The 26129-nt window shown below is 72.2% G+C and carries 20 protein-coding genes; 6 read left to right on the forward strand and 14 right to left on the reverse strand.

What is annotated here, in order from left to right; translation table 11 throughout:
* Positions 1 to 56: 56 nt before the first annotated feature.
* The 3 genes from ACSMXR_RS20865 to ACSMXR_RS20875 form a co-directional block, all read right to left on the reverse strand.
* Positions 57 to 1319: a Cmx/CmrA family chloramphenicol efflux MFS transporter gene (locus tag ACSMXR_RS20865; RefSeq protein WP_364885850.1), complete on the reverse strand. Its 1263-nt coding sequence runs from the start codon at positions 1317 to 1319 to the stop codon at positions 57 to 59.
* A gap of 142 nt (positions 1320 to 1461) precedes the next feature.
* The gene (locus ACSMXR_RS20870; protein ID WP_473169637.1) at positions 1462 to 2706 is read right to left on the reverse strand and encodes a PQQ-binding-like beta-propeller repeat protein; all 1245 of its coding nucleotides are present in this window, start codon (positions 2704 to 2706) and stop codon (positions 1462 to 1464) included.
* Positions 2707 to 2863: 157 nt separating this feature from the next.
* Entirely contained in the window at positions 2864 to 3556 is a 693-nt protein-coding gene (locus ACSMXR_RS20875) for an HD domain-containing protein (protein WP_381856268.1), read from the reverse strand.
* A 142-nt stretch (positions 3557 to 3698) separates the two neighbouring features.
* Between ACSMXR_RS20875 and ACSMXR_RS20880 the strand changes: the two genes are divergently transcribed.
* Genes ACSMXR_RS20880 through ACSMXR_RS20890 form a run of 3 tightly spaced genes read left to right on the forward strand, consistent with a single transcriptional unit; the run spans position 3699 to position 6228 of the window.
* A complete protein-coding gene (locus tag ACSMXR_RS20880; RefSeq protein ID WP_218526484.1) occupies positions 3699 to 4448 on the forward strand; it encodes a LamB/YcsF family protein in 750 nt (249 codons plus the stop codon).
* Positions 4449 to 4477: 29 nt separating this feature from the next.
* Complete coding sequence (locus ACSMXR_RS20885) at positions 4478 to 5317, forward strand: 5-oxoprolinase subunit B family protein (RefSeq protein WP_473169638.1); 840 nt, start codon at positions 4478 to 4480, stop codon at positions 5315 to 5317.
* Positions 5314 to 6228, forward strand: a complete 915-nt coding sequence (locus ACSMXR_RS20890; RefSeq protein ID WP_473169639.1) for a 5-oxoprolinase subunit C family protein — start codon at positions 5314 to 5316, stop codon at positions 6226 to 6228. The genes ACSMXR_RS20885 and ACSMXR_RS20890 overlap by 4 nt, the downstream gene beginning before the upstream one ends.
* Before the next feature lie 51 nt (positions 6229 to 6279).
* Here ACSMXR_RS20890 and ACSMXR_RS20895 read toward each other — a convergent pair whose 3' ends face one another.
* On the reverse strand, positions 6280 to 8610 hold the full coding sequence (locus ACSMXR_RS20895; RefSeq protein ID WP_473169640.1) for a heavy metal translocating P-type ATPase: 2331 nt from the start codon (positions 8608 to 8610) through the stop codon (positions 6280 to 6282).
* A gap of 296 nt (positions 8611 to 8906) precedes the next feature.
* Between ACSMXR_RS20895 and ACSMXR_RS20900 the strand changes: the two genes are divergently transcribed.
* Entirely contained in the window at positions 8907 to 9596 is a 690-nt protein-coding gene (locus ACSMXR_RS20900; protein ID WP_103508863.1) for a copper homeostasis protein CutC, read from the forward strand.
* 43 nt (positions 9597 to 9639) lie between these two features.
* Here ACSMXR_RS20900 and ACSMXR_RS20905 read toward each other — a convergent pair whose 3' ends face one another.
* On the reverse strand, positions 9640 to 11730 hold the full coding sequence (locus tag ACSMXR_RS20905; protein WP_473169641.1) for a HelD family protein: 2091 nt from the start codon (positions 11728 to 11730) through the stop codon (positions 9640 to 9642).
* A 373-nt stretch (positions 11731 to 12103) separates the two neighbouring features.
* Here ACSMXR_RS20905 and ACSMXR_RS20910 point away from each other — a divergent pair, with 373 nt between their 5' ends.
* A complete protein-coding gene (locus ACSMXR_RS20910; protein WP_086780261.1) occupies positions 12104 to 12295 on the forward strand; it encodes a hypothetical protein in 192 nt (63 codons plus the stop codon).
* Between the two features lie 93 nt (positions 12296 to 12388).
* Here ACSMXR_RS20910 and ACSMXR_RS20915 read toward each other — a convergent pair whose 3' ends face one another.
* From ACSMXR_RS20915 to ACSMXR_RS20955, 9 genes are all read right to left on the reverse strand, one after another.
* The gene (locus tag ACSMXR_RS20915) at positions 12389 to 13471 is read right to left on the reverse strand and encodes a peptidase C39 family protein (protein WP_473169642.1); all 1083 of its coding nucleotides are present in this window, start codon (positions 13469 to 13471) and stop codon (positions 12389 to 12391) included.
* Entirely contained in the window at positions 13468 to 15609 is a 2142-nt protein-coding gene (locus tag ACSMXR_RS20920) for an iron ABC transporter permease (RefSeq protein WP_473172418.1), read from the reverse strand. The genes ACSMXR_RS20915 and ACSMXR_RS20920 overlap by 4 nt, the downstream gene beginning before the upstream one ends.
* A gap of 17 nt (positions 15610 to 15626) precedes the next feature.
* A complete protein-coding gene (locus ACSMXR_RS20925; protein WP_364885804.1) occupies positions 15627 to 16694 on the reverse strand; it encodes an iron-siderophore ABC transporter substrate-binding protein in 1068 nt (355 codons plus the stop codon).
* Positions 16695 to 16767: 73 nt separating this feature from the next.
* On the reverse strand, positions 16768 to 17649 hold the full coding sequence (locus ACSMXR_RS20930; protein ID WP_473172419.1) for an ABC transporter ATP-binding protein: 882 nt from the start codon (positions 17647 to 17649) through the stop codon (positions 16768 to 16770).
* A 162-nt stretch (positions 17650 to 17811) separates the two neighbouring features.
* Positions 17812 to 18726, reverse strand: coding sequence for a helix-turn-helix domain-containing protein (locus ACSMXR_RS20935; protein WP_137235332.1), 915 nt, complete (start codon positions 18724 to 18726; stop codon positions 17812 to 17814).
* A 56-nt stretch (positions 18727 to 18782) separates the two neighbouring features.
* Positions 18783 to 20426: a DNA repair helicase XPB gene (locus ACSMXR_RS20940; protein WP_137235331.1), complete on the reverse strand. Its 1644-nt coding sequence runs from the start codon at positions 20424 to 20426 to the stop codon at positions 18783 to 18785.
* Positions 20427 to 20498: 72 nt separating this feature from the next.
* Positions 20499 to 22892, reverse strand: a complete 2394-nt coding sequence (locus tag ACSMXR_RS20945; protein WP_473169643.1) for a tetratricopeptide repeat protein — start codon at positions 22890 to 22892, stop codon at positions 20499 to 20501.
* Positions 22889 to 24526, reverse strand: coding sequence for a hypothetical protein (locus ACSMXR_RS20950; protein WP_473169644.1), 1638 nt, complete (start codon positions 24524 to 24526; stop codon positions 22889 to 22891). Before ACSMXR_RS20950 ends, ACSMXR_RS20945 begins: the two co-directional genes overlap by 4 nt.
* An 84-nt stretch (positions 24527 to 24610) precedes the next feature.
* A complete protein-coding gene (locus tag ACSMXR_RS20955; protein ID WP_473169645.1) occupies positions 24611 to 25354 on the reverse strand; it encodes a YqjF family protein in 744 nt (247 codons plus the stop codon).
* A gap of 300 nt (positions 25355 to 25654) precedes the next feature.
* On the opposite strand from ACSMXR_RS20955, the gene ACSMXR_RS20960 reads away from it, so the two are divergent.
* Positions 25655 to 26104 carry a hypothetical protein gene (locus ACSMXR_RS20960; protein WP_381790916.1) on the forward strand — a complete coding sequence of 150 codons (450 nt, stop codon included), beginning with the start codon at positions 25655 to 25657 and terminating at the stop codon, positions 26102 to 26104.
* Positions 26105 to 26129: the final 25 nt, after the last annotated feature.

Here is a 26129-nt window from a genome sequence, read left to right on the forward strand (position 1 = left end):
CTGCCCGGTGGAAATCGGCCGGGCGGATGGCCGGGAGCGGTTCGGCGGGCCCGGAGCTACGGAGTGACCCGGCCGTCGACGGGTACGGAATCGGCCCGCGCCGGACGCCCCGCCCCTCTCGCCGCGCTCTTCGCGATCAGCCGTGAGCGTGAGCGCGTCCGGCCGCCCTCGCCGTCGCCGCGCTGGAGGCGCAGTGCCACCCCCACCGCCGCCAGGGCCAGGGCCGTCATCGCCGCGCCCGCCCAGGCCGTGGACGCGAAGCCGAAGTCCAGGTCGATCACCGTGCCGCCGAGCCACGGGCCGCTCGTGTTGCCGAGGTTGAACGCCGCCGTCGTGGTGGCTCCGGCCAGGGTCGGGGCGGCCCCGGCCACGTTGAACATCCGGGCGTTCAGCGCGGGGGCCGTGAAGAAGGCGGACAGGCCCAGCAGGAACGCCAGCGCCACCACCGCCACCTGGCTGGAGGCGAACAGAGCCAGCGCCACCAGGAACACCGTGGACGCCGTGATACCGCTCAGCATCACCCCGAAGAGGTGCGCGTCCGCGACCCGGCCGCCGATCATCGTGCCGATCAGCGCGCCCACGCCGAACAGGCCGAGGATCCACGGCACCCAGCCCGAGTCGAGGCCCGCCACGTCCGTGAGCAGCGGCGCCAGATAGCTGAACGCGCAGAACACCCCGCCCGCCGCGAGCGCGGTGATCACGATGGCCAGCCAGACCTGCCGGTCCCGGTAGATCGCCAGCTCCCGCTTCAGCTCGGGCCTCTTCTCGGGCAGCGGGATGTGCGGGATGCGGGTGGCGACGCCGACCAGGGCCACCGCCGAGGCCGCGCCGACCGCCCAGAACGCCGAACGCCAGCCGAGGTGCTCGCCGAGGAAGGCGCCCAGCGGCACGCCCAGCACGTTCGCGACGGACAGGCCGCCGATCATCACGGCCATCGCCCGCGCACGCTGGTTCACCGGGACCATCGCGATGGCCACGGCCGCGCCGACCGCCCAGAAGCCCGCACAGGCGAGCGCGCTCACCACCCGGGAGACGAAGAGGACCTCGTACGTCGGGGCCAGCGCACCGGCGATCTGGCCGAGGCCGAACACCGAGATCAGCGCGATGAGGGTGGTGCGGCGCGGCAGCCGCAGCGTGGCGACGGCCAGCAGCGGGGCGCCGACCACCATGCCGATCGCGAACGCGGATATGAGGAGTCCGGCCTGCGGAATCGACACGTTCATGTCGTCGGCGATCGGTGGGAGCAGGCCCGACAGCATGAACTCGCTGGTGCCGAGTGCGAAGACCGAGAGGCCGAGAATGTATACGGCCACGGGCATGGGTGCGCGGCGGGAGACGGAGTCGGGCATGACTCGTCACAACGCCGGGGAACGCTTCCGCATTCCCCGGCGCCGGGTGGCGGGCACGCTTGTTCATGCCCCTGTTACACGCCTCGGCCACTGGATGGAAAGGCGTGGGCCGTCACGCGGGCAGGGCGTGCAGCTTCTTGCCGTGCAGGGCGAAGACGTGCTTGCCGTCGGTGGCCACCAGCCACGCGTGGAAGTCGCCGGACTTGTCGTTGAACGTCCAGCGCAGGGCGCCGGTCTTCGCGTCGAAGGCGTGGACGCCGCCCTGCTTGTCGAGGTCGGTGGCGCCGTAGAGAACGCCGCCTGCCTTCACGAACTGCCGCGGCACCTGCGCGCCCGAGTCCTTGAGGGCCGTGGACTGCCAGACCTTCTTCCCGGTGCCCGGCTGGAGGGCCCACAGCGTCCGGCCGCTGTCCGCGATGTACAGCACGTCCTCCACGAGGCTCGGCTCGCGGAACGTGGTGAACTTCTCGGTCTCCACGGACCACTTCTCGGACCCGTCGGACAGGGCGAACGCCTGGAGCCGCTGCCCCTGCGGGACGATCACCAGATCCTGGTGGACGACGAAGGGCCCGTAGCTCGTCTTCGTCGTCTTCTGCGTCCACACCTGGCGGCCGGTGGCGGTGTCGCGGACCGTGAGGTTCTTCTTGAAGTCGGTGTAGACGAGGTAGCGGCCCTGCACCGTGGCGTGGATGCCGTTCTGCTCGGTGCCGAGGTCGCGCTGTTCCTTCCAGACGACCTTGCCGGTACCGCTGTTCAGCGCGGCGATCACATTGGTGTGGGACGAGTTGTCGGGTTCGAGGATCTCGGCGATGACGTACACCTGGTCCGCGTCCACCGCGACCGGCCTCGGCTGCCGGTACTCCTTGCCCAGGTGGCTGCGCCAGGCCTCCTTGCCGGACCCCGGTACGTAGCCGATGACGTTGCCGTCGTACTTGCCGCTGGCCAGGTAGAGGGTGCCGTCGCCGAGCAGCAGCGGCGCACCGGGGACCGCGCCGCCCGGCAGCGACCACCGCTCCTCGCCGCTCGCCGCGTCGAAGGCGGCGAGCGGATCGCCGCTCGCGATCACCACGCCGTCCACGGTCACCAGTTCGTCGTTGTCGCCGTAGGTCTGCGCCGAGGTCGTCCTCGTCCACAGCGGTGCGGGGGCCTCCCCGTCCTTCGGCGCCGTGCCCTCCTCGGGGGAATCGGTGCGCGGCGGCGGCGTGCTGCCCTCGCCGCCGGTGGCGAGCTCGTCCTCGCAGCCGGTCAGACCGGCCCCGAGCGCCGCCACGGTGACCCCGACGCCGGCCAGTCGCAGTATTCGCCGTCGTGAAGGTCTGCCGGCCGTCGTGCCGTGTCCCGCGGTTCCCTTGAACATGTCGCCGTACCCCCGGTGGAGTCGTCAGAGTGTGTGCAACTGCGATGCCAGACGTTAGCGGGCGTGCCGCGGCACAGGCCGGGGCAGGTCATGACCGGAACAACTCCGTGAAGGAACCGGAACATTTGCTCTTCGGAACCGGACCGGCCGCCGCCGGTCACCGCGGACCGGACGGGTCCAGCAGCTCCAGCTCCGTCGTCAGATTGTGCCGCGCCCGCGCCTCCCACTCCGCCGCACCGTACGGCGTACGGAACAGCCGGGGCAGGTCCAGGAGTTGCCGCAGCACCGCCGCCCGGCCCGCCCGGAACGCCTCGTCGGGCACGAAACCGTACTCCTCGCGGACCCGGGCCGCGTAGGCCCCGTACGCCTGCGGGCCGCCCGCCAGGACCGCGAGGTCCGCGTCGCACAGCACCTCGCCGTTGCGGTCGCCGTCCGCCGGGTCGTGCGTGACGGTGAGGCGGACCAGCCGGGCGACCTCCGCCACCGCCGCGTCCGGCACCCCCGCCTCGGGCAGCGCGCGCTCGGCGAGGGCGGCGCTGCGCTCCTCGTTCTCGCTGCGGTCGGGCCGGTACACCGCGTCGTGGAACCAGGCGGCGAGGCGTACCGCGTGCACATCGTCGGCGTGCCCGGCCAGGGCGTCGATGCCGTCCAGGACGGCGGTCAGGTGGGCGGTCGTGTGATAGCGGCGCTGCGGTTCGGCCCAGCGGGCGAGGAGGTTCTCGGCGTACGGGAGCGGATCGGGCCCGTCCGCCCCGGCGCGCGCCGCCAGCAGCGTGTCGTGCCAGCGCCGCCGGAGGCCGGCGTCGTCCGGGGAGGCGGCTGCGTGGGGCGGGCGGGGGCTGTCCGTCATGGGGGCGACTCTAGACGCCCTCCAGGGCGGGCGGGACGCCCCCGTACCGGCCCTGCGCCCGTCCCCGCGCCCGTCCCCGGTCCGTCCTCCGGACCGCCCCTTGTCGCTCCGGCCGAACGGTCATTACCGTGCGCCCGTGATGATGGATCTCAACGCGGACCTCGGCGAGGGCTTCGGCAACTGGACCCTGACCGACGACGACGCGCTCCTCGCCTGTGTCACGAGCGCCAACGTGGCCTGCGGCTTCCACGCGGGCGACGCCTCCGTGATGCGGCGGGTCTGCGACGCGGCGGCGGCCGGCGGGGTACGGATCGGGGCGCAGGTCTCCTACCGGGACCTGGCCGGGTTCGGGCGCCGGTCGATGGATGTGCCGGCCGCCGAGCTGACCGCCGAGATCGCCTACCAGATAGGCGCGTTGCGGGTCTTCGCGGAGTCCGCCGGGTCCGTCGTCTCCTACGTCAAGCCGCACGGCGCGCTCTACAACCGGGCCGTCTGGGACGACGAGCAGGCCGCCGCGGTCGTCGCGGGCGTACGGCTCGCGGGCGGTGATCTGGCGGTGCTCGGGCTGCCCGGATCCCGGCTGCTCGCCCACGCGGCCGATGCCGGACTGCCCGCCGTGGAGGAGGCCTTCGCCGACCGCGCGTACACCCCGCAGGGCACCCTCGTACCGCGCGGTGAACCGGGTGCGGTGCTGCACGACGCGGACGACGTCGTACGCCGGAGCGTCGGCATGGCCGTCGAGCGGGCCGTGACCGGGGCGGACGGCAGCCGGATCCCCGTCGCGGCGCGCTCGCTCTGCGTCCACGGCGACACCCCGGGCGCGGCGGCCCTCGCACGCCGGATACGGGCCGCGCTGGAGGAAGCGGGCGTCGCGGTACGGGCGTTCGTGTGACCGGCCCGGGCGGTACGGATCGGGCGGCCATGTTTCCGGGGGACGTACGCGTCCTGCCCGCCGGGCCGCACGCGCTGCTCGTCGAGCTGGCCGACGGCGAGCGGGCCGAGGCCTTCCACGCCGAACTGCTCCGCCGCCGCGAGCGCGGTGAACTCCCCGCCGTACGCGAGATCGTCCCGGCCGCCCGGACCGTCCTGCTCGACGGGATCGAGGAGCGTACGCCCGGGGCGCGGGACCGGTTCGCCCGGGAGCTGGTCTCCTGGCGGATACCGCCGCCGCGCCGCGCGGGCCGCGACGCGGTGGAGATCCCCGTCGTCTACGACGGCCCCGACCTGGACGAGGTCGCCGCGCTCTGGGGCGTCCCGGCCGCCGAGGTGGCCGCCGTGCACTCCCGTACCGCGTTCCGGGTGGCGTTCTGCGGGTTCGCCCCCGGGTTCGGCTATCTCACCGGGCTGCCCAAGCCGTTGCACGTGCCCCGGCGCACGACCCCGCGCACCCGGGTTCCGGCCGGGGCGGTGGCCCTCGCCGGGCCCTACACCGGGGTGTACCCGCGCCCCTCGCCCGGCGGCTGGCGGATCATCGGGCGGATGCCGGACCCGGGCGAACTGTGGAACCCGGGCCGGGAACCGGCGGCGCTGCTGGAGCCGGGTACACCGGTGCGGTTCGTGGCGGTGGGGGAGGGCGCCGGTGGTGCGGTGCCAGGGCCTCGGGCGGCGGGCGAGGGTGGTGCGGTGCCGGGACCTCGGGTGGCGGGCGAGGGTGGTGCGGTGCCGAGTCCTCGGGTGGCGGGCGAGGGCGCTGCGGTGCTGAGTCCTCGGTCGCCGGGGCGGCCCGGCGCGGTGCCGCGTCCTCCGGCGGCGGGCTCATGACGCCGTCCGGCGGTTCCGGCGCGTCCCGCGCCACCGGCCGCCCGCCCGTCGGCTCCCGTCTGTACGTCGTCCGGGCCGGGGCGTTGACCACCGTTCAGGACGCGGGCCGGCCCGGCTGGGCGCACCTCGGGGTCGGGCGGGCCGGGTTCCTGGACGCGCCCGCCGCCCGGCTGGCCAACCGGCTGCTGGGCAACCCGCCCGACGCCGCCGTCCTGGAGACCACGCTCACCGGGTGCGCGGTCCGCCCGGACCGGCCGGTCGTGGCCGTCGTCGGCGGGGCGGGCTGCCGGGTGACGGTCGACGGGCGGCCGGTGGCGTGGGGCGCACCGGTACGGGTGCCCGCGGGCGCGGTGCTGGACGCGGGCCCCGCCGGGACCGGACTCCGGAGCTACCTGGCGTTCGCGGGCGGGCTGGTGCCGGAAGCGGTGCTGGGCAGCCGTTCGGCGGACCTCCTCTCGGGGCTCGGGCCCGCCCCGCTGGGCGAGGGCGACGAACTCCCGCTGGGCGAACCGGCGTCGGGTGCTCCGCCGCCGCCCACCGGGCCCGTTCCCTGGCCGGGCGCCCCCGCCGAGCTGGTGCTCCCGGTCCACCCCGGGCCCCGGCACGACTGGTTCACCGGGGCCGCGCTCCGTACGCTCCTCACCGCCGCCTACCGGGTCTCGCCGGACAGCAACCGCATCGGGCTGCGGACGGAGGGCCCGGCGCTGGAGCGGTCCCGTACGGGCGAACTGCCCAGCGAGGGCATGGTGCTGGGCGCGATCCAGGTGCCGCCGGACGGCCGGCCCGTCGTCTTCCTCAACGACCATCCGACGACCGGCGGTTACCCGGTCGTCGGCGTCGTCCCCGAACAGGCCCTCGCCGCGGCGGCGCAGGCGGTGCCGGGAACCCGGCTGCGTTTCGTACGTGCCTGAGCGCGGCGGGACCGAGGGGTCCCGCCGCGCCCGGACGTCGTGTCCCGGGCCTCACACGCCCTTGAAGGTGCGCAGCCGTAGGGAGTTGCCGACCACGAAGACGGACGAGAACGCCATCGCGGCTCCGGCGATCATCGGGTTGAGGAGTCCGGCGGCGGCCAGCGGAAGGGCGGCGACGTTGTAGGCGAAGGCCCAGAAGAGGTTGGTGCGGATGGTGGAGAGGGTGCGGCGGGAGAGGCGGATCGCGTCGGCGGCGGCGTTGAGGTCGCCGCGGACCAGGGTGAGGTCGCCCGCCTCGATGGCGGCGTCGGTGCCCGTGCCCATCGCGAGGCCCAGGTCGGCCTGGGCGAGGGCGGCGGCGTCGTTGACCCCGTCCCCGACCATCGCGACCGAACGGCCCTCCGCCTGAAGGCGCTTGACCACATCGACCTTGTCCTGCGGCATGACCTCCGCGTACACCTCGTCGATGCCGACCTCGGCGGCCACCGACTCCGCCACGGCCCGGTTGTCACCGGTGAGGAGGATCGGGGTCAGGCCGAGGTCACGGAGCCGGCGGACGGCCTCGGCGCTGGTGTCCTTCACCGCGTCGGCGACCTCCAGCACCGCGCGCGCCTCACCGTCCCAGGCGACGGTGATCGCCGTGCGCCCGGCGGCCTCGGCGGCCTTCTTCGCCTCGGCGAGGGGAGCGGGAAGACGGATCTCCCACTCGGCCAGCAGCTGTTCGCGCCCGACGAGGACGGCGTGGCCCTCGACGACGCCCTGGACGCCGAGTCCGGGGACGTTCTGGAAGTCCTCGGGGGTGGGCAGCGGGCCGGTGGCGTCGGTCGCGGCGGTGGCGACGGCCTGGGCGATGGGGTGTTCGGAGGCGTTCTCCAACGCGCCTGCCAGCCGCAGCACTTCGGCCTCGGTGGTGGTGTCCGTGGTGTGGGTGGTCCGGAGGGTCATGCGGCCGGTGGTGACGGTGCCGGTCTTGTCGAGGACGATGGTGTCGGCGCGGCGGGTGGTTTCCAGGACTTCGGGGCCCTTGATGAGGATGCCGAGTTGGGCGCCGCGGCCGGTGCCGACCATGAGGGCGGTGGGGGTGGCGAGGCCGAGGGCGCAGGGGCAGGCGATGATGAGGACGGCGACGGCCGCGGTGAAGGCGGCGGTGAGTCCGGCGTCGTTGCCGAGCCAGAAGCCGAGGGTGGCGAGGGCGAGGGCGATGACGATGGGGACGAAGACGGCGGAGATGCGGTCGGCGAGGCGTTGTGCGGAGGCTTTGCCGTTCTGGGCGTCTTCGACGAGGCGTGCCATGCGGGCGAGTTGGGTGTCGGTGCCGACGCGGGTGGCTTCGACGACGAGGCGTCCGCCGGCGTTGAGGGTGGCTCCGGTGACGGTGTCGCCGGTGGTGACCTCGACGGGTACGGACTCGCCGGTGAGCATCGAGGCGTCCACGGCGGAGGAGCCCTCGACGACGGTTCCGTCCGTCGCGATCTTCTCCCCGGGACGGACCAGGAAACGGTCCCCGACCTGCAACGCGGCGGTCGGGATCGTCGTCTCGACGCCGTCGCGCAGGACCGTGACCTCCTTCGCGCCCAGCTCCATCAGCGCCTTCAGCGCCGCCCCGGCCTTCCGCTTCGAACGTGCCTCGAAGTAGCGCCCGGCGAGGATGAACGCCGTCACCCCGGCCGCGGCCTCCAGATAGATGTTCCCGGCGCCGTCGCTGCGGGCGATGGTCAGCTCGAAGGGGTGCGTCATCCCGACCATGCCCGCGGTCCCGAAGAACAGCGCCCACAACGACCACAGGAACGCGGCCGACGTGCCGACGGAGATCAGCGTGTCCATCGTCGCCGCGCCGTGCTTCGCGTTGGTCCAGGCGGCACGGTGGAACGGCCAGGCGGCGTAGGTGACGACCGGCGCGGCCAGGGTCAGCGAGAGCCACTGCCAGTAGTCGAACTGGAGCGCCGGGACCATCGCCATCGCGATCACCGGGACGGACAGGAGGACGGCGGTGACCAGGCGCTGGCGCAGGGTGGTGAGGCCGTCGTCCTCCGCGCTCTCCGCCGCCGGACCCGCCGTGCCGGCCGCGCCCGCCGTCTCCGTACCGTTGCTCCCGGAGGAGGCGGGCGGTGCGGGTTGCGCGGGTGGCCGGGCGGTGTAGCCGGTGGCCTCGACGGTCGCGATCAGGTCGTCGACGGACACATCGGCGCCCGGGTAGGTGACCTTCGCCTTCTCGGTGGCGTAGTTCACGGTGGCCTCGACGCCGTCCATCCGGTTGAGCTTCTTCTCGATACGGGCCGCACACGAGGCGCAGGTCATCCCGCCGATCGCGAGCTCGACCGCGGTGGTGCCGGCCTCGGAGCCGGCGGTGGTACCGGCGGTGGTGGCGGAGTGCGCGGACACGGGGTCCTCCCTGAAGCCGTCTGGATACCCCTAGGGGGTATATCCTTCTCTCCTCATGTATACCCCCCGCCCCTATGAAGTGCAAGGTCTGACGGGAGGGATTGCGGAGGGGGTGCCGACGGGTCGCCGAAGGGTTTCCGGCGGTGCGGGTCACTCGTCTGCGGGGTCGGCTCGCGCGCCGCCGCGGGCGTGCGTTGAGATAGAGGGCTGGGCTGTCCGTCTACCGACCCGTAGGCTGGCCATTGGACTAGACCTATAGCTGTGTATCGAGCTGTGTATCGGAGGAATGGGGACCCATGAGCAACCGTGCAGTCCTGGAGGTGATCGCTCTCGACGCGGAGGACGCGGTCGCTGCCCAGGCCGGTGGTGCAGACCGCCTCGAACTGGTCACCGACATGGCCGCCGACGGTCTGACACCGTCACGGGAGACCTTCACGGCGATCAGGTCCGCCGTGGACATCCCGCTGCGCGTGATGCTCAGGGTGGCGGACGGCTTCGCCGCCGGTGACATCGATGTACTGATCGGCAAGGCCCGTGAGATGCGGGAGGCGGGGGCCGACGAGTTCGTGCTCGGCTTCCTCGACGAGGAGGGCCACCCCGACCTCGTCGCCGTCGAACGGCTCGTCGCCGAGCTGGACGGCTGCCGGTGGACGTTCCACCGGGCGATCGACCGGGCCGCCGACCGCGACGCCCTGCGCAAGCAGCTCGCGGACCTGCCCGGGCTCGACACGTTCCTCACGGCGGGTTCGGCGGCCGGGGTGGACGCGGGCATCCCCACGCTCCTGGCCGAGGCGGCCCGTACCGGCGAGCCCGGATACGAGGCGCAGGTCCTGGTCGGCGGCGGGCTCCACCTGCACCACCTGCCGCAGCTGCTGGCCGCCGGGATCGACGCCTTCCACATCGGCGGCGCGGCCCGGCCCCGGGGCTGGTCGGCGCCGGTGGACGCGGCAGCGGTACGGGAGTGGCGCGAGGCGCTGGACGCCTGAGGGCCCGATCGGGTGCGGGACCGGCAGTCCCGCACCCGGGGCCCTACGCCTGAACCAGCACCTCCGGCAACGGGGCCGCGTGCAGCACGGTCAGCCCCGACACCGCTCGGGTCAGCGCCACGTACAGCCGCCGCAGCCCGGTCCGCTCGTCCGGTTCGCCGTCGACCACGGCCGCCGGTTCGTCGAGCACCACGTAGTCGTACTCCAGGCCCTTGGCCAGCGACGCGGGCACCAGCGTCAGCCGGGACGCGGCGGTGGTCTCCTCACCGGGGGAGAGATACGCGTGGCCCGCCGCCTCCAGAGCCGCGCCCAGCTCCGGGATCCGGGCGTCGGCGGCGATCAGCCCGATCGACCCCTCGTGGCCGAGCGACTCCTCGCAGGCGGCGACGACGGCCGCGTCCAGCTCCTCGGCCGACGCCACCTCCCGTACGGCCAGGGAGCCCGGCGACTCACGCACCGACTCCACCGCCGCGAGCCCCGGCGAGATCGCGGGCAGCAGCCGGGAGGCGTACGCGATGACCTCGCGCGGCACACGGAAACCGGCCGTCAGCTCCTCCACCACCGCGTCCGCCTTGCCCAGGTGGAACAGCGCCTCGCCCCAGCTCTCCGTGGACCACGGCGTCGTCCCCTGCGCGAGGTCGCCGAGGACGGTGGCCGAACCGGTCGAGCAGCGCCGCCCCACCGCCCGGTACTGCATGGGGGACAGGTCCTGCGCCTCGTCGAGCACGACATGGCCGAGCGAGTGCGTCCGGGCGATCAGATCGCTCGCCTCGTCGATCAGCACGGCGTCCGCCGCCGACCACTTCGCGGACTTCACACTGCGGGCGGGCTTCGCCCACAGCAGCCGCTTCTGCTCGTCCTCGCTCAGCAGCCCTTCCGCGTGCGCGGCCAGGAACTCCGCGTCGGAGAGCAGCCGCAGCACCAGCTTCGCCGGGTCCACGGCGGGCCAGACCGCCTTGACGGCCGCCTTCACTGCGGGGGTGCGGGCCACGGCGTTCTGCACCCGGTCGTCGGGCGCCTCCCCGGCCTCCTCCATCCGTACGAGGACGGCGTGCGCGATCCGCTGCGGCAGCGCCTCGTGCGCCGCCCCGTACCGCATGTCGCGGGCCAGCAGCTCGTCGACCATCTCCTGGATCTCGTACACCGGCACCCGCCAGCGCCGGGAGCCGCGCACCACGACGACGGGCTCGGCGGGGGCGGTCACATGGGAGCGGATGGCCCGCCGCAGCACCTCGGCCATCCGGGCGTCGCCCTTGACGACGGCGGTGGCCGCCTCGTCCTCGCCCCGGACCTCGACGCCGGTGCGCACCAGGTCGTCGACGGTGGCCTGCTTCACCTCCAGCTCGCCGAGCGCGGGCAGGACCTGCTCGATGTAGTGCAGGAAGGACCGGTTCGGCCCGATGACGAGGGTGCCGGTGCGGGCGAGCCGCTCGCGGTGCGCGTAGAGCAGGAACGCGACCCGGTGCAGGCCGACGGCGGTCTTCCCGGTGCCGGGTCCGCCCTGCACGCAGACCGTGCCGCCGAGCCCGCTGCGGACGATCTCGTCCTGCTCGGGCTGGATGGTGGCGACGATGTCGCGCATCGGGCCGACGCGCGGCCGCTCGATCTCCGCCTGGAGGAGCCGGCTGGTGTGCTCGGCCCCGGGGCCGTCCTCGGCGGGATCGGTGAGGTGCTCGTCCTCGTACGCGGTCAGCTCGCCGGCCGTGTAGCCGAAGCGGCGGCGGAGCCCGACGTCCTGGGGGTTCTTCCGGGACGCCTGGTAGTACGGCTGGGAGACCGGCGCACGCCAGTCGATGACCATCGGGTCGCCGGCGGCGTCGTGGACATGGCGGCGGCCGATGTAGAACCGCTCGCCGTCCGCCCCCTCGGCCAGCTCGCCGCCGACGGCGTGCAGATAGTCGAGGCGGCCGAAGAACAGCGGGGTGTGCGAGAGATCGGCGAGCGCCTTGATGCGGTCGTCGATCTGGGACTGGAGCACGGCGGCGTTGACCCAGTTCGCGGTGACATCGCGGATGTCGAGGGCCTGGACGTCCTCGCGCATCCCGCGCAGTGCGGCGCGGGACGCGGCGAGATGGGCGCGTTCGTGCGCCAGGGGATCGAGGGTGGAATCGCTTTCTGCTACGTGCGCGGGCACGGTGATGCCTCCGGCTCTTCAACGCAGGACGGCGGACCGCGCGCCGGTACCGGCTGGGGCCGGAGCAGGGCGGTCCGCTCGGAAGGTTGGTTCGCGTGGTTGTCGGCCGGTTTCCGTCCGGCCGGCGGCGCTCCCCCGGCTGCCGGCAGCGAAAGGCCGGTACCACGGTTCGGGAGGCGGGCAGACCGGCGATTGTAGCCACAGGGCGGGGCGCGGTCGAAACGGAATACGGGCTCCGCCGGAGGTGGCGGTCCAAGGGGTACCCGTAGGGGACGCCGGGCCCCGGTGTGGCACCGCAGACCTACGCGCCCGCTCACCGGGTTCCGTCTGCGGGCCGACGCGCCCGAACGGGTGACGGGAGCACCATGGATACATGAGCACAGCCACCCTGAACCCCCGCACGACCGGCCCCGCGCACGGCGCGACCGCGGCGACCGGTGACCACCGACCCCACCGCGTCGGCGACGCGCTGCGCGCCGTGAAGGTGTTCGTGACCACGGCGTTCGGCGTCGTCGTCCTGGGGGAGTACGCGGAGGAGGCGGGCGTCGTCGGCCGCGGCCGCTGACCGTCCCGCGAACCGCCGGGCCCCCTCCCCGTATCCCCTTCCTCGTCTTCCTCGTCAACCCCTCCCCGTATCCCCTGACACCACCGCCGGACCTCAGCCGCGCCCGATGAGCACGGCGCCCCGCACCCGCTCCTCCCCGAGCAGCGACATCGCGTCGAGCGACGCGTCGGGAACGGGCAGCAGATGGGCGTCGACCCAGGTCTCTCCCGCCGCCGCGTTGAACCACGGATCCTCCACCACCACCGCACCCGGGACCACCCCGTGGCACAGCACCCAGTGCGGTACGTCGAACCCCTGCATCGTGGCCAGCGAGACGAGCAGCAGGACGTGCTGCCGCCGCCGGCCGATCGCCTCCCGCAGCCCGGTCAGGGACAGCCGCCGGCCGTCGACCGGCACCCCGGACCGCCGCGCGTCCGACCGTGACGCCCGCTGGAGCACCGCCCGCCACTCCCGCTCGCTCCCGGACAGATGGTCCAGCAGCACGGGCTCGTCCGTGTCGAGGAAGACCCCGACCGAGGCCGTCGGCCACCGGCGGCGGACCGCGACCCCGAGCCCCACGGGCTCGCACGCGGGGAAGTTGGTCGCGTCCCGCCAGAGCGTCAGCTCCGCCTCGCGGTCGAGGGCCTGCCGGGGCACCGCGCCCGCCTGCGCCCGGGCGAGCAGGGCGGTGACGGCCCCGCAGGTGAAGTGGGTGCTCTGCCGGTAGTACGGCGGCGGCTCCGCGATGCCTTCCCCGGCCGTCCACCGCACATACCCGGACCCGGGCCCGGCCGGCTCGCCCGCCTCCTCCTCCCGGCCGTGCGTGAGCGGCAGCCGCAGCGGAGCGAACCCGGCGGCCGCCGCGTCCCCGGCGCTCACCGTCCAGCCCTCCCACTTGACCAGGGCGAGCCGCTGCTCCTCCGCGTACGAGAGGACCGCGTCCACCGCCGCGGGTACGTCCCCCACGGCATCGACGATCTTCACGTAGGCGGTGCCGGGCCGCGCGGTCACCAGCGCGGCGGCCGACCAGCCGTCACCGTCACCGTCGCCGCCGTCGGGGACGACCACCAGGCGCGGAGCGTGCGGGGAACGGTCCACCGCACCCCAGCGCTCCAGGACGCCGGGGCGGGCGATCCGCCGCAGCGCCGGTGGCCACGCGGTGGCGTCGTACGGGAGCACGGCGTACGTCGATGTCATGCGCGGGACCTCCGCAGCAGCCAGACGAAGTAGGGGGCGCCGACCAGGGCGACCATCAGCCCGGCGGGCACCTGGGCCGGGGCGACGACGGTGCGGCCCAGGGTGTCGGCCACGCAGACCAGCACCCCGCCCAGCAGCATCGAGACCGGTATCGCGCGGCCGTGCCGGGCGCCGACCAGGGACCGGGCGAGGTGCGGGGCGACCAGCCCGACGAAGCCGACGACGCCGATCGCGATCACGCCGAGCGCCGCGAGCACCGCGGCGATCGTGAGCGCGGCGAAACGGGTGCGGGCCGGGCTGACGCCGAGAATGCGCGGGGTGTCCTCGTCGACGGCGAGCAGATCGAGCTGACGGTGCAGCGCGAGGAGCAGCGGCAGGGCGAGCAGCAGCCCCACCGCGACCGGGACGACGTCGGAGAACGCGCGCCCGTAGGTCGTCCCCGACAGCCAGGTGAAGATCTGCGGGGTGTTCCACGGGTCGGCGCGCAGCAGCAGGAAGGTGGAGACGGCGCTGAGCCCGTAACCGCAGCCGATGCCGATCAGCACGAACCGGTCGGGCAGGAAGCCGCCGCGCCAGGCCAGCAGGGCGATCAGCGCGAAGGTGGCCAGACCGGTCGCGACGGCGGCGGCGATCAGCACCGGCTGTCCGCCCGGCAGGCCCGACGTCACCACGACCACCGCGCCCAGCCCGGCGCCCGAGGTGATGCCGAGCACACCGGGTTCCGCCAGCGGATTGCGTACCGCGCTCTGCACGGCGCAGCCGGCCAGCCCGAGGGCCGCGCCCGCGAGCACCGCCGCGGCCACCCGGGGCATCCGGTCGTCGAGCGCGCGCCCGACCAGCTCCGGTGCGGTGCCCTGGACCCAGAGCACCAGGTCACCGGTGCGCAGCCAGAGGCTTCCGGCGAGGATCCCGACGAGCACGGCCCCGGCCAGGAGCGCCACCGCGACGCTCACGACGAGGAGGAACGACCGGCGCGACCGGCTCGCGGCCCGCGCCTGCGGAGGCTGCCGGACCGGCCCCGCGTCCCGGAGGCGGAGCGCGAGGGCCACGATCACGGCGGCCCCGAGCAGTGCGGTCGGCACACCCGTGGGTACGGAGGCGGCCCCCTCCGCGCCGAGCAGCGCGCGCAGCGACGCGTCCGCGAGCAGCACGAGGAGGGCGCCGAGCAGCCCGGCCCCGGGGACGAGCAGGGCGTGCCGGTGCAGTCCCCGGACGCGTACGGCGATCAGCCGGGCCAGCACCGGGGCGCCGAGCCCGACGAAGGCGATGGGACCGGCGAGGGTCACGGCCGTGCTGGTCAGGAGGACGGCACAGAGGACGGCGGTCACCCGGGTCGTCCGGATCGGTACGCCGAGGGAGGACGCGGTGTCCTCGCCGAGGCGCAGCACGTCCAGCTTCCGGGAGAGCGCGAGGGCGACGCACAGGACGACGGCGACGAGCGGGAGCGCCCGGGTGGAGGCGTCGATGTTGAGCTGGGCGAGCGAGCCGCTGCCCCAGGCGAAGAGGCCGGTGGTGTTGCGGTCGAACAGGATGAGCAGCATCGCGGTCGCCGCGTCCAGCGCCATGGCCGTCGCCGAGCCGGCCAGGACGAGACGGGTGCCGGAGGTGCCCGCCGTACGGCCGGTGAGGGCCAGCACGAGGACCGCCGCGAGCAGCCCGCCCGCGAAGGCGACGGCGCCCGAGGCCCACAGCGGCACGGTGAGCCCGAAGGCGGCGACGCACGACAGCGTGAAGTAGGCCCCGGCGGTGACGGCGAGGGTGTCGGGGGAGGCGAGCGCGTTACGGGTGACGGACTGGAGCAGCGCCCCGGCCGCGCCGAGGGCGAAGCCCACCGCCACGCCCGCGAGCAGCCGGGGCAGCCGGGATCCGGCGACGATGTCCCCGACCGGCACACCGCCGACGTTCTCCCGGGCCCCGCCCACGTACCGGACGATGTCCCACATGCCCGCGCCGGAGGTGCCCTGCGTCAGGTGCCAGAGGCCCACCAGCACGATCGCGGCGGCGAGGAGCACGAGGACGGCGGCCCCGGCGAACGCGCCGCCGGGGCCGGGAGCGGGAGCGGCCCCGGGGGCCGGGGCCGGGGCCGGTGGCGCGTCGGCCGCCGGCCCCGGGAGGGACGTCTTTCCCCGCTCGTGCACACCGGTCGGCGGTGCGCTCACTTCTTGGTGATGGCGTCGACGTACGCGTCGATCGCCTGCTCGCACGAGCGCGGCCCGCCGGCGCCCCAGACCCGGGCGGGGAAGCTGTGCGCGCGGCCTTCCTTCACGGCCGGGAGCGACTTCCAGACCGGGTTCTTCTGCAGGGCCTCGACATAGCCGCCCGCGCCTTCGTCGTTGGCGTAGAAGAGGTTGGCCTTGCCCACCCCGGTCAGCCCTTCGACGTCGGTCTGGGCGAGACCGTAGGCGGGGTCGACGCCGCCGTCGCCGTACGCCTTGTTGATGTCGTCGGTCCAGGCGGACTTCATGCCCAGTTCCTCGCCGATCGCGGTGAACAGGGCGCCTTCGCCGTACGGGCGGACGGTGAGGTTGCCGCCCTGGAGCCAGCCGTCGAAGAACAGGAAGTCCTGCGTGGGGAGCTCGGCGTCGGCCACCTTCTTCTTGGCCTCGGCGAGGTGGTCGTCGAACTGCCCGATCACCTGCGCGGCCCGCTCGGTGCGGCCGGTCGCCTCGCCGATCAGGCTGAAGACGTCCCGTACGTTGCCGATCGGGTCCTTGGGGTCGGCGCCCTTGGTGGCGATGACGGGTATGCCCCGCTTCTCCAGTGCGGCCAGGGTCTTGTCCTTGGCGTCGAACGCCTCCACGACGACGAGGTCGGGGTCGGCGGCGGCGAGGGTGTCGAGGTCGGGCTCCTCACGGGTCCCGATGTCCGTCACGCCCTCGGGCAGCTTCTCCGCGCTGACCCAGGTCCGGTAGCCCTTGGCGTCGGAGACCGCGGCGGGCGTGACGCAGAGCGTGAGGGCGTCCTCGACCTGCTGCCACTCCAGGACCGCGATGCGCTTCGCGGGCTTGTCGAGCTTCACCTTCCGGCCGAGGCTGTCGGTGAGGGTCACCGGCTTCGTCGATGTCGCCGTGGTGTCGTCGGCGCAGTCCTTCGACGCCGGTGCGGCCGAGGACGCCTTGGCGTCGGTCGCGGTGGAGACGTCGGTGGTGCCGCAGGCCGTGGCGGCGAGGGCGAGGGCGAGCCCGGTGGCGGCGGAAGCCGTCAGACGGCGGACGCGGGTCATGAAAGGTCCTCTCGGTCACTGCTGTTCGAGCTGTAGCTCAAGCTGTTGTTCACGCTGCTGTTCAAACGGGTGTTCACGGTGCTGTGGTCGTCGGCGGGGGTGCGGCCGGGGCGGGGTGCCGCCCGACGGGGTCGATGCGGACCCGGCCGGTGCGCGGGTCGACGCCCGCCTCGACGCGGATGTCGTAGACCTCGCGGATGTGGTCCGCGGTGAGGACCTCGGCGGGCGGGCCCGCCGCGTGCACCCGGCCCGCGCGCAGGAGGACCAGCGTGTCCGCGACGCGCGCGGCGTGGTCGAGGTCGTGCAGGACGACCCCCACCGCGATCCCGTGGTCCTCGACGAGGTCGCGCACCAGGTCGAGCGTCTCGATCTGGTAGCGCAGATCGAGGTGGTTCGTGGGCTCGTCCAGCAGCACGACACCGGTGTTCTGGGCCAGGCAGGCGGCGAGCCAGACGCGCTGCATCTCGCCGCCGGAGAGCTCCCCGGCGGGCCGTTCGGCCATGTCCCGTACGCCGGTGGCGTCCATCGCGTACGCGACCGCCGCGCGGTCCTCGGCGGACAGTCCGGCGAACCCGCGCCGGTAGGGGTGGCGGCCGAACGCCACGACCTCGGCCACGGTCAGGCCCTGCGGCGCGGCCCTGGACTGGGAGAAGAGGGTGACCTCGCGGGCGAACTCCCGGGCGCTGAGCAGGGACGCGGCGCGCTCGGGCCGCCCGTCCCGGCCGCCGAGCGTCACCTCGCCGTCGTCGACCCGGTGCAGCCGGGCGAGCGACCGGAGCAGCGTCGACTTCCCGCTGCCGTTCGGGCCCACCAGGGCGGTCGCGCGGCCGGGCTCCAGGGAGAGTGAGACGCCGTGCACGACCGGGGTCTTTCCGTACCGCAGCACCAGCCGGCGCCCGCTCAGGGAGGTGGCGTCGGCGGCTTCGGCCGCGGCGGGGGAGGGGCTGCTGAACATGGAAAGGTCCGGTCCGGTCGCATCGAGGGCGGGGCGCACGGCGCCCCGGACGCCGCGCGTCACCGACCGGTCCTGGGACCTGTCGTCGACCACCTGCGGCGGGCAACAACTAAGGGTTGCCTAAGTCCCTGGAAGGTTATATTCCGCCCGGGATGTCGGCAATCAGGAGTTGGAGACAGCCGATACGGCGTTCCGGACACCGGGAACGCCCAAGGGCGCGGCGTCGACGGCCGGGGGCTCCGCACTCGTACGGGAGAACGTGCCCGGCGTCGTCCCCATGACCCGCCGGAACGCGGCGATGAAGGTGCTGGTCTGCGCATAGCCCAGCAACAGGGCGACGGTCTGCACGTCGAAGCCCTCGGCGAGCAGCGTCAACGCCCGGTGGACGCGCAGCGCCTGCCGCCACTGGGCGAAGGACAGCCCGGTGGAGCGGCGGAACGCGCGGGCGATCGTACGGTCGCTGGTGCCGAGCACCCGCGCCCACTCCTCCAGCGACCGGGCGTCGGAGGGATCCTCCAGCAGGGCCTCGGCGATCACGTCGATCCGGGCGTCACCGGGCAGCTGGAGCGCGAGCTGGCGCTCCGAGGGCAGCAGGACGTCGAAGACGACGGACTCCGCCCGCGCCCGGGCCGCCGCGTCGAGATCCGTACGCGCGAGATGGGTCAGCAACGACTCCAGCAGCGGGGTCATGTCGATGGCCGTCGGCCCGTCGAACGCGACCGGCGTGCGCTCGGGCGCGAAGAAGGCGTCGTGGAAGGCGACGCCCGCCGTCAGCCGGCCCCCGTGCACCACCCCGGCGGGCATCCACAGCCCCTGCCCCTCGGAGACGGTGAAGACCCGGTCCGCGACCCGGGACATCAGGGTCCCGCCGCGCACCCAGACCAGCTCGTGCAGGGGGTGGGCGTGCGGCTCCCACTCGGTGGGGACGCCGGAGACATGGGACTCGGAGATGATCACGAACGGAGCCGAGGCCCCCGCCGGAACGGCCGAGGCCCGGCGCGTCTCGGTGCCGGGCTCACGCGGCCAGGTCCCGAAGCCGGTGACGCCGGCGTCGACGTCGGGAGGGCGCGGGGACATGCGAACGACTGTATCCCGCGCCCTCAGGACGGCTCTCCGCGTGCTCCCCGTGCTCCCTAGCTCTCCGCGAGCAGTTCGTCCGCGTCGACGATGCGGTACGCGTACCCCTGCTCGGCCAGGAACCGCTGGCGGTGCGCCGCGAAGTCCTGGTCGATGGTGTCGCGGGCGACGACCGAGTAGAACCGGGCCTCGTGCCCGTCGGCCTTCGGCCGCAGCACGCGGCCCAGCCGCTGCGCCTCCTCCTGGCGTGACCCGAAGGTGCCGGAGACCTGGATGGCGACGGTGGCCTCCGGCAGGTCGATGGAGAAGTTGGCGACCTTGGAGACCACGAGGACGCTGATCTCCCCGTTCCGGAACGCGTCGAAGAGCTTCTCGCGCTGGGCGTTGCTGGTCTCGCCCTTGATGACGGGCGCGTCCAGGTGCTCGCCCAGCTCGTCGAGCTGGTCGATGTACTGCCCGATGACGAGGGTCTGCTCGCCCTGGTGCTTGCGTACCAGCGCCTCGGTCACCTTCCGCTTGGTCGCGGTGGTGGCGCAGAACCGGTACTTCTCCTCCGCCTCGGCCGTCGCGTACGCGAGCCGCTCCGAGTCGGTGAGGTTGACGCGGACCTCGACGCAGTCGGCGGGCGCGATGTAGCCCTGCGCCTCGATCTCCTTCCACGGGGCGTCGAACCGCTTGGGCCCGATGAGCGAGAAGACGTCGGACTCCCGCCCGTCCTCCCGGACCAGCGTCGCGGTGAGACCCAGCCGCCGCCGGGCCTGGAGGTCGGCGGTGAACTTGAAGACGGGCGCGGGCAGCAGATGCACCTCGTCGTAGATGACCAGCCCCCAGTCACGGGAGTCGAAGAGTTCGAGGTGCGGGTAGACGCCCTTCCGCCGGGTGGTCAGCACCTGGTAGGTGGCGATGGTGACCGGCCGGATCTCCTTGCGGGTCCCGCTGTACTCGCCGATCTCGTCCTCGGTCAGCGAGGTCCGCTTCACCAGCTCGTGCTTCCACTGCCGGGCGGAGACGGTGTTGGTGACGAGGATGAGCGTGGTGGCCTTGGCCTCGGCCATGGCACCGGCGCCCACGAGGGTCTTGCCCGCCCCGCACGGCAGCACCACGACCCCCGACCCACCGTGCCAGAACCCTTCGACGGCCTGCTTCTGGTACGGCCGCAGCGCCCAGCCGTTCTCGGCCAGCTCGATCGGATGGGCCTCGCCGTCGACGTAACCGGCAAGGTCCTCCGCGGGCCACCCCAGCTTGAGCAGGGTCTGCTTGACCTGCCCGCGCTCGGAGGGGTGCACGGCCACGGTGTCCGGGTCGATCCGGGCCCCGACCAGCGGCTGGACCTTCTTCGACCGGAGGATCTCCTCCAGCACGGGCCGGTCGGTGGTGGTGAGCACGAGCCCGTGCACGGGGTGCTTGGACAGGGTGAGCCGCCCGTACCGCGCCATCGTCTCGGCGATGTCGACCAGGAGCGCGTGCGGCACGGGGTAGCGGGAGTACTCGACCAGGGCGTCGACGACCTGCTCGGCGTCGTGCCCCGCGGCGCGGGCGTTCCACAGCCCGAGCGGGGTGACCCGGTACGTGTGGATGTGCTCGGGCGCGCGCTCCAGCTCCGCGAACGGCGCGATGGCACGACGGCAGGCGTCCGCCTGGTCGTGGTCGACCTCGAGGAGCAGCGTCTTGTCGCTCTGGACGATGAGGGGTCCGGTCACGCGCTTCGGCCCTTTCTGCGGGGTACGGCCACGGCTGCGGCCAAACGTCCAGTGTGCCTCATACGGGGGTGATCACGCCTGGCTCCCGGTGGGGCGTAGGCCGACGCCGGCCTGCCTCCGTACGCGTGCGGCGAGATCGAGCGTGTCAGCTGCGCTCTCGGGTTCGCCGGCCCGGTGATAGAGGGCGGCGGCGAGCTCTAGATTCTCCAGAGCCTCCGTGTTGCGGCCCTGCTGCAGGAGGGCGGACGCGAGGTGCGTGAGCTCGCAAGCCAAGGCGTGATCGTCATTGCTCTCGAGGAATGCCTCCAGCGCGAGGGTGTGAAGCCGTATCGCCCTGTTCCACTTGCCTTGCCGCTGACGTACGAGCGCCATGTTGCCCAGTGTCATCGCCTCACCGCGGCGGTCTCCGAGGTGTCGGAAGGTGGCGAGCGCCTCCTGCTGCGCGGCGAGCGCCGCATCGAACTCCTCCGCTTCGGTCAGCGCCGTTGCGAAGTTGGCGATCTCAACAGCGCGCTCGTGCGGGATGAGGAGACCATCGGCCACCTCGAGCGCTTTTTTGTGCAGCTCCACGGCCTTCTCGGCTTCCCCGCTGTGCCGTGTCACCTTGGCGAGGCCGCCCAGCGCCTGGGCGTAGCCGCGTGAGTTGCCCTGTTTCCGGTAAGCCTTCATGGCCTTGCGGAAGGCGCGGGAAGCCTCTTCCGGGCGGCCCATCTCGATCAACGTCTCACCGATGTTGCTCAGAGCGTGTGCCGCCCCGGCTCGGTCGCCGACGTGCACGTAGATTGTGGAGGCTTCTTGGTGTGCCGCCACAGCCTGTTCGAACTTGCGCAGTTCGTGAAGCGAGAGTCCGAGGTTGTTGAGTGCGCTGGCCAGAGCTCGGCGGTCCTTCAGCTTCCGACAGATCTTGATGGCCTGGCGGTGGGCGCGAACGGACTTACGCAGCTTGCGCATGTCTCGAAGCACTACGCCGAGGCAGCTCAGGAAGGACGCCTCGGAAAAGCGGTCCTTGAGATGTCGGCTGGACAGAATTCCCGCAGCCAGCACGCGTCCGGCGTCCTCCGGATAGTGGTTCTCTGCCAAGAATCTCGAGGTTGGCGCAGCCAGGGACACGCACATCAGATGGTCTTGTGCCTTGTGGGCCCAGGAAGCTGCGGCAGTCAGAGTGTGTCGTTCGGCGTCGAGCCAGCGCAGGGCGGACGCCCGATCGACGAAGCGCGATTCTGACGTCTCGTGCGAATCAGCGGTTTCGAAGAGCGTGTCGCACGCGAGGTTAGCGGTCTCGTAGAAGTGGACGAGCAGACGGACAAGGCCTTCGCCCCAGGGATCTGAGTTCGTCGATGTGAGCTGCTTGCGGGAGTAGAGACGTATCAGGCTGTGCTGTTGCCAGCGGTCGTACGGTTCGCGCGGCTCGATCAAGTGCCGACGGTAGAGACTCAGCAGGAGCTGGTGGGTCTCGTGGGCCGTCCCGCCGTACAGGTGGGCGGTTGCCTCGGTGGAGAAGTCCGGTCCCGGATGTAGCGACAGGAGCCGTAACAACTTGGCCTGCTCCGGCGAAAGCCTTCGGTAGGAGAGATCGAAAGCCGCGGTCACGGCCCTCTCCTCCCTGCTCAGTACTGAGAGTCTGGAGTGCGTGTCCTCAAGGTCCTTACGGAGGTGGGACACAGGTCGGGTCGGTACGTCCACGAGCAGGGATGCCAGGATGCGCAGAGCGAGCGGCAGGCCGTCGCACAGGGACACGAGCTGGTCGGCGTCGTCGGCTTCGGTGACCACCCGCTCGTCGTCGGGGAGGGCGCGGGAGACGGCTTCGACCAGAACTTCTCGCCCTTCGACGATGTCCAGACCTCGCAAGGTGAGCGACAGGGCGTCCAATTCCGAGTGGGAATACCGGGAGGATATGAGGGTGGCTGTGCTTCCGTCGCCGGGCAGCAGGTGGTGGAGCTTTCCGGTCGTCGGAACGTCGTCCAGGACGACCAGGACTCGTCGTCCGGCGTCGGCCAGGGCGGCGAGCGCGGAGCGATAGATGAGAGTGCGTTCCTCAATACCGGGAGGAATGTGCTCGGGCGGGACACCGAGCGCCCTCAGGAGAATGCCGAGTGCACGCTTCGGTGACACGCGGCGTTCCTGTGCGTCGTGTCCATGCAGATCGACGAAGAGCACTCCGCCCGAGAACCAGCCCTTCTCGCGTAGCGCTCGGTGTGCGGCCTGGAGCATGAGCTCCGTTTTGCCCATGCCGGCGAGCCCGGACACCACCACCGCGGGCGCTGCCCCGCCTGGTTCTTTCGGCGCCAGCGCCTTGCGGATCTGCTCCAGCTGGTCGTCGCGTCCCGCGAACGCGGGGGACTGCCGAGGAAGCCCCGCAAGCGCGGGGTCCGGCCGGTCCGGCAGCGTCAGTGTCACGGACTGCCCTTGGACGACGGCGTTGAAGAAGACCCCTCCGCTGATGTGGTTGTCGGTTCGGTCGGTCATGCCGTGGTCTGCTGATGCCTGACGACAGCCCTGCTGTAAGCGAGCACTTCAGCAGTGGTGAACATGCCCCTGTTTTCCGTAGTCACCACATAGCCGACTTCACGCCAGGCGTGGAGGAACGCGGGGTCCATACCCATGTCGGCCGCTCGGCCGGCCATGTCCAGCATCAAGTTGTCGAAATATTCTTTGGTGAGAGGCACGGGTTCGTCGGCGTCGGGATCGAAGAAGATCGGGTCGTCCGGCCCCGGATCGCGGCCGAACTTTTCTTTGAAGGCTTTATGTTGGCTCTTCAGCCCGTCCCGCAGCTCCCGCCCGCGCAAGGAATCGGTCGAAATCCTGATCTGGGAACTGCCGTCAGCGTTCCAGACGCGCTCAACAGGCCGGTCCGACCGGCTGTGGAGGGATGAGACCTCAACAGGCTTCTTGCTCAGTTTGCGCAGCATCGCACCGCGCACGGCGTCGCGACGTTTCTCCCAGTCTTCGTCCGGTTCTTCCGGCACATCGGTTGCGACGGGGACATCGTCCGTCTCCTCAAGGCCGACTGTCGATGCGTGAGCGGCTGCGCTCAGGCGCATTCTGGCGTGCATACCTGCCCAGTCGAGTAGATCTGGCGTGATCGTGCCCTCGTGGTAGGAAATCTTCGGAACGCCCAGCTCGAACGCCAGGCGTGGCAGGGCAAGGCCGGGAGAGCTGGTCCACAGCAGAGCTTCGGAAGGGATGGGCTGGGTGAAGGCGGGCACGGCGAGCAGGCGCTTGAGTGTCTTGGAGGTGGAGATCCCCAGCTTCGGAGCGACCAGGAGGATGTCGAGTACCGGTGCGAGAGCCGAGTCGTCGTCGATCGAGAGAGCCCAGGCGTACGCCTGCGGTCCCAGTTCTTCTACGGGCTCCCCAGGTTTCGCCAGCAGCGCCGCGTACAAGGCCGGCAGCAGCAGCACGGATTCCTTCTTCACCTGGAAGCCGGCGTCCTGCAACCGGGCCAGCCCGTCACGGAGGACGGCCTGCGGTGTGCCGTATGTGTGCGACTCCTTCCAGAACCGTTTGACCTGCTCCTTCGAATCTTCCGGGGGTTCGGGGAACGACAGGTGGAGAGAGGGGCCTTGAGCGGCACGGTGCTCACGCAATGCCTCACTGGGCAACAACCGTCGCGGCAGCCGGCGTTGGTCCAGCCCGGCAGCCTCGAGCCGACCGGCGAGCGCAAGCATCAACTCCCCGTCGTCCACCGACATCCCCAGGTCCTGGCTTGCCGAGACGGTCTCGTGGACGAAACGCTCGATGCCCTTCCCGTGCACGGTGCCTCGGAGGAGGCGTAGCCACGCGTCACGAAGGTTGGCGAACTGGAACTCGTTCTGAAACTCCTGGGGCCAGACTGCCCCCAGGAACAGGGCGTCGAGCGGATCGATCTCCTGGTGCCATTCTGGATCGGCGCCCTCCAGCTGGGCGGACCCCAACGCTACGTACCCCCAGGCGTAGGCACCGGCCAGGCTGAGCTTTCCCGGCGTACTTGAGCGCATCAGTCGCTCCAGCGCTTGCTCGCCGAGTGCTCTCGGGTCGTCATCGGCCGCGACTCCGAGTGAGGCGGCCGCAGAGGTTCGCCCCTCCCGCTTCTGCTGCTTCTTCCTCGACGCTTTGCCCATGGTGCCCCCTTCTCGATCTCAAGGATGGCGCACCGCGTGTGGCTCGGCCTCGGTGTTCGAGGATTCTCGGCCACTTCCTCAAAGTCAGCGCCGCTGCGGCCCGAAGCGCACGGGCACGCCCGGCGAATACAGCACGCTCACCGGCTCCCCGGCCGGTGCGGGCAGCCCGCCCGCCGCCACCAGGTCCTCATCGCACTCCAGCAGCTCCGCCCGGTGCAGAGGCCACCGGGGGTGGACGTTGGGCAGATAGGCGGTCCGCCCGAAGAACGAGGTGTGCAGGGCCCAACGGGCGGTCAGGAAATGCTCCAGGGGCGTGGGTTCGCCGATCGGCTCGCCCGTCCGCAGCACGATCCGGCTCCGGGCACCGCGCGGACCGGGCCACCGGCGGGTGCTCGTGTACGTGAGGGTGTCGCCGGACCGTTCGATGTCCATCCGGGACCACACGTACGGCAACCGGACCGCGACCCGCGCCACGAGGACCGGGATCAGCCGCGAGGCGTCGAGCGAGCGGAACACGACGCCGCGCCGCCCGCGTCCGTCCACGGAGTACAGCCGGACGTTGGTCTCGGGAAAGGTCCCGAGGTACGGGATCCCCGGCAGCCCGAGCCCGCTCACCCGATGCATCCGGAACGCTACGAGCCCCACGTAGGTCGCCCCGTCGAAGGTGTCCGGCACCGTGCCGCGCGGCAACAGCGGTGCCACGTCCGCCGGATCGACCGCCCAGTGCAGGAACGCCAGATCGAGCCAGGACTGCGTGAGCAGCGGAGGCATCGGCGCGGCGGGCGGGGCGGGTGACACCGGCTCGGGGGCGCGACGGGCGATGGACATGCCCGCAGCATTGCAGACGTTGGTACGAGGGCCGGCCCGGAACGATGAAGTGCTCGCGGGTCCAAGCCTCAGCCCACCGTTCCGACCTGGGGCGCACCTGGCGGCCGAAGGGCGCCGGGGACGCCGGGCACGGACGACGGGCAGGTGGGCGGCCAGGCACCGTTCTCGCTCGCCACCGTCTCGGGAGCCGTTGCGCTCTCAGACACTGGCTGGCAGGGGCTGTGAACCGCACCTCGGCGCGCTGATAGAACTGGTGTCCAAGATGACGCCATCTGGATGCCTACCACGGGGGAAGTAACGATGGGGTTCGACGAGGAATGGGCCGAACTGCGCGGCGAGGCGGCCGCACGCCAAGACGTCCGCATGCGCCTGAATCAGCTGGCCCCGGCGAGCGACGGGGGCGGTGGGTCCGACTTCGGTACGGACTCGGCGCAGAAGAAGGCGACTTCCGGCAAGCTGGCCGGCGAGATCAAGACCCAGACCGAGAACGCGGGAAAGAAGAGCGACGAGGAGACGGCCGCCGCGATCACCGGCTTCGCGGGATGGGACACGGCGGCGGGGCTGAAGACGGTCGAGGAGACCTGGAACAAGCAGGTCAAGAACCTGCTGGGCCGCCTGGCCACGGAGTCCCACAACCTGGGCATTGTGCGGAGTATGTACCTGGGGCGTGAGCTCGAAGTCTACGAAGAATTCCAGCTACTGAAGAGGCAGCCCCCCTTCAATGGCGCGAACGGCTGGCAGGGGCGGTAGGACATGGGGCTCACGTACAAGAAGA

The organism is Streptomyces sp. DSM 106670 (assembly GCF_055792845.1).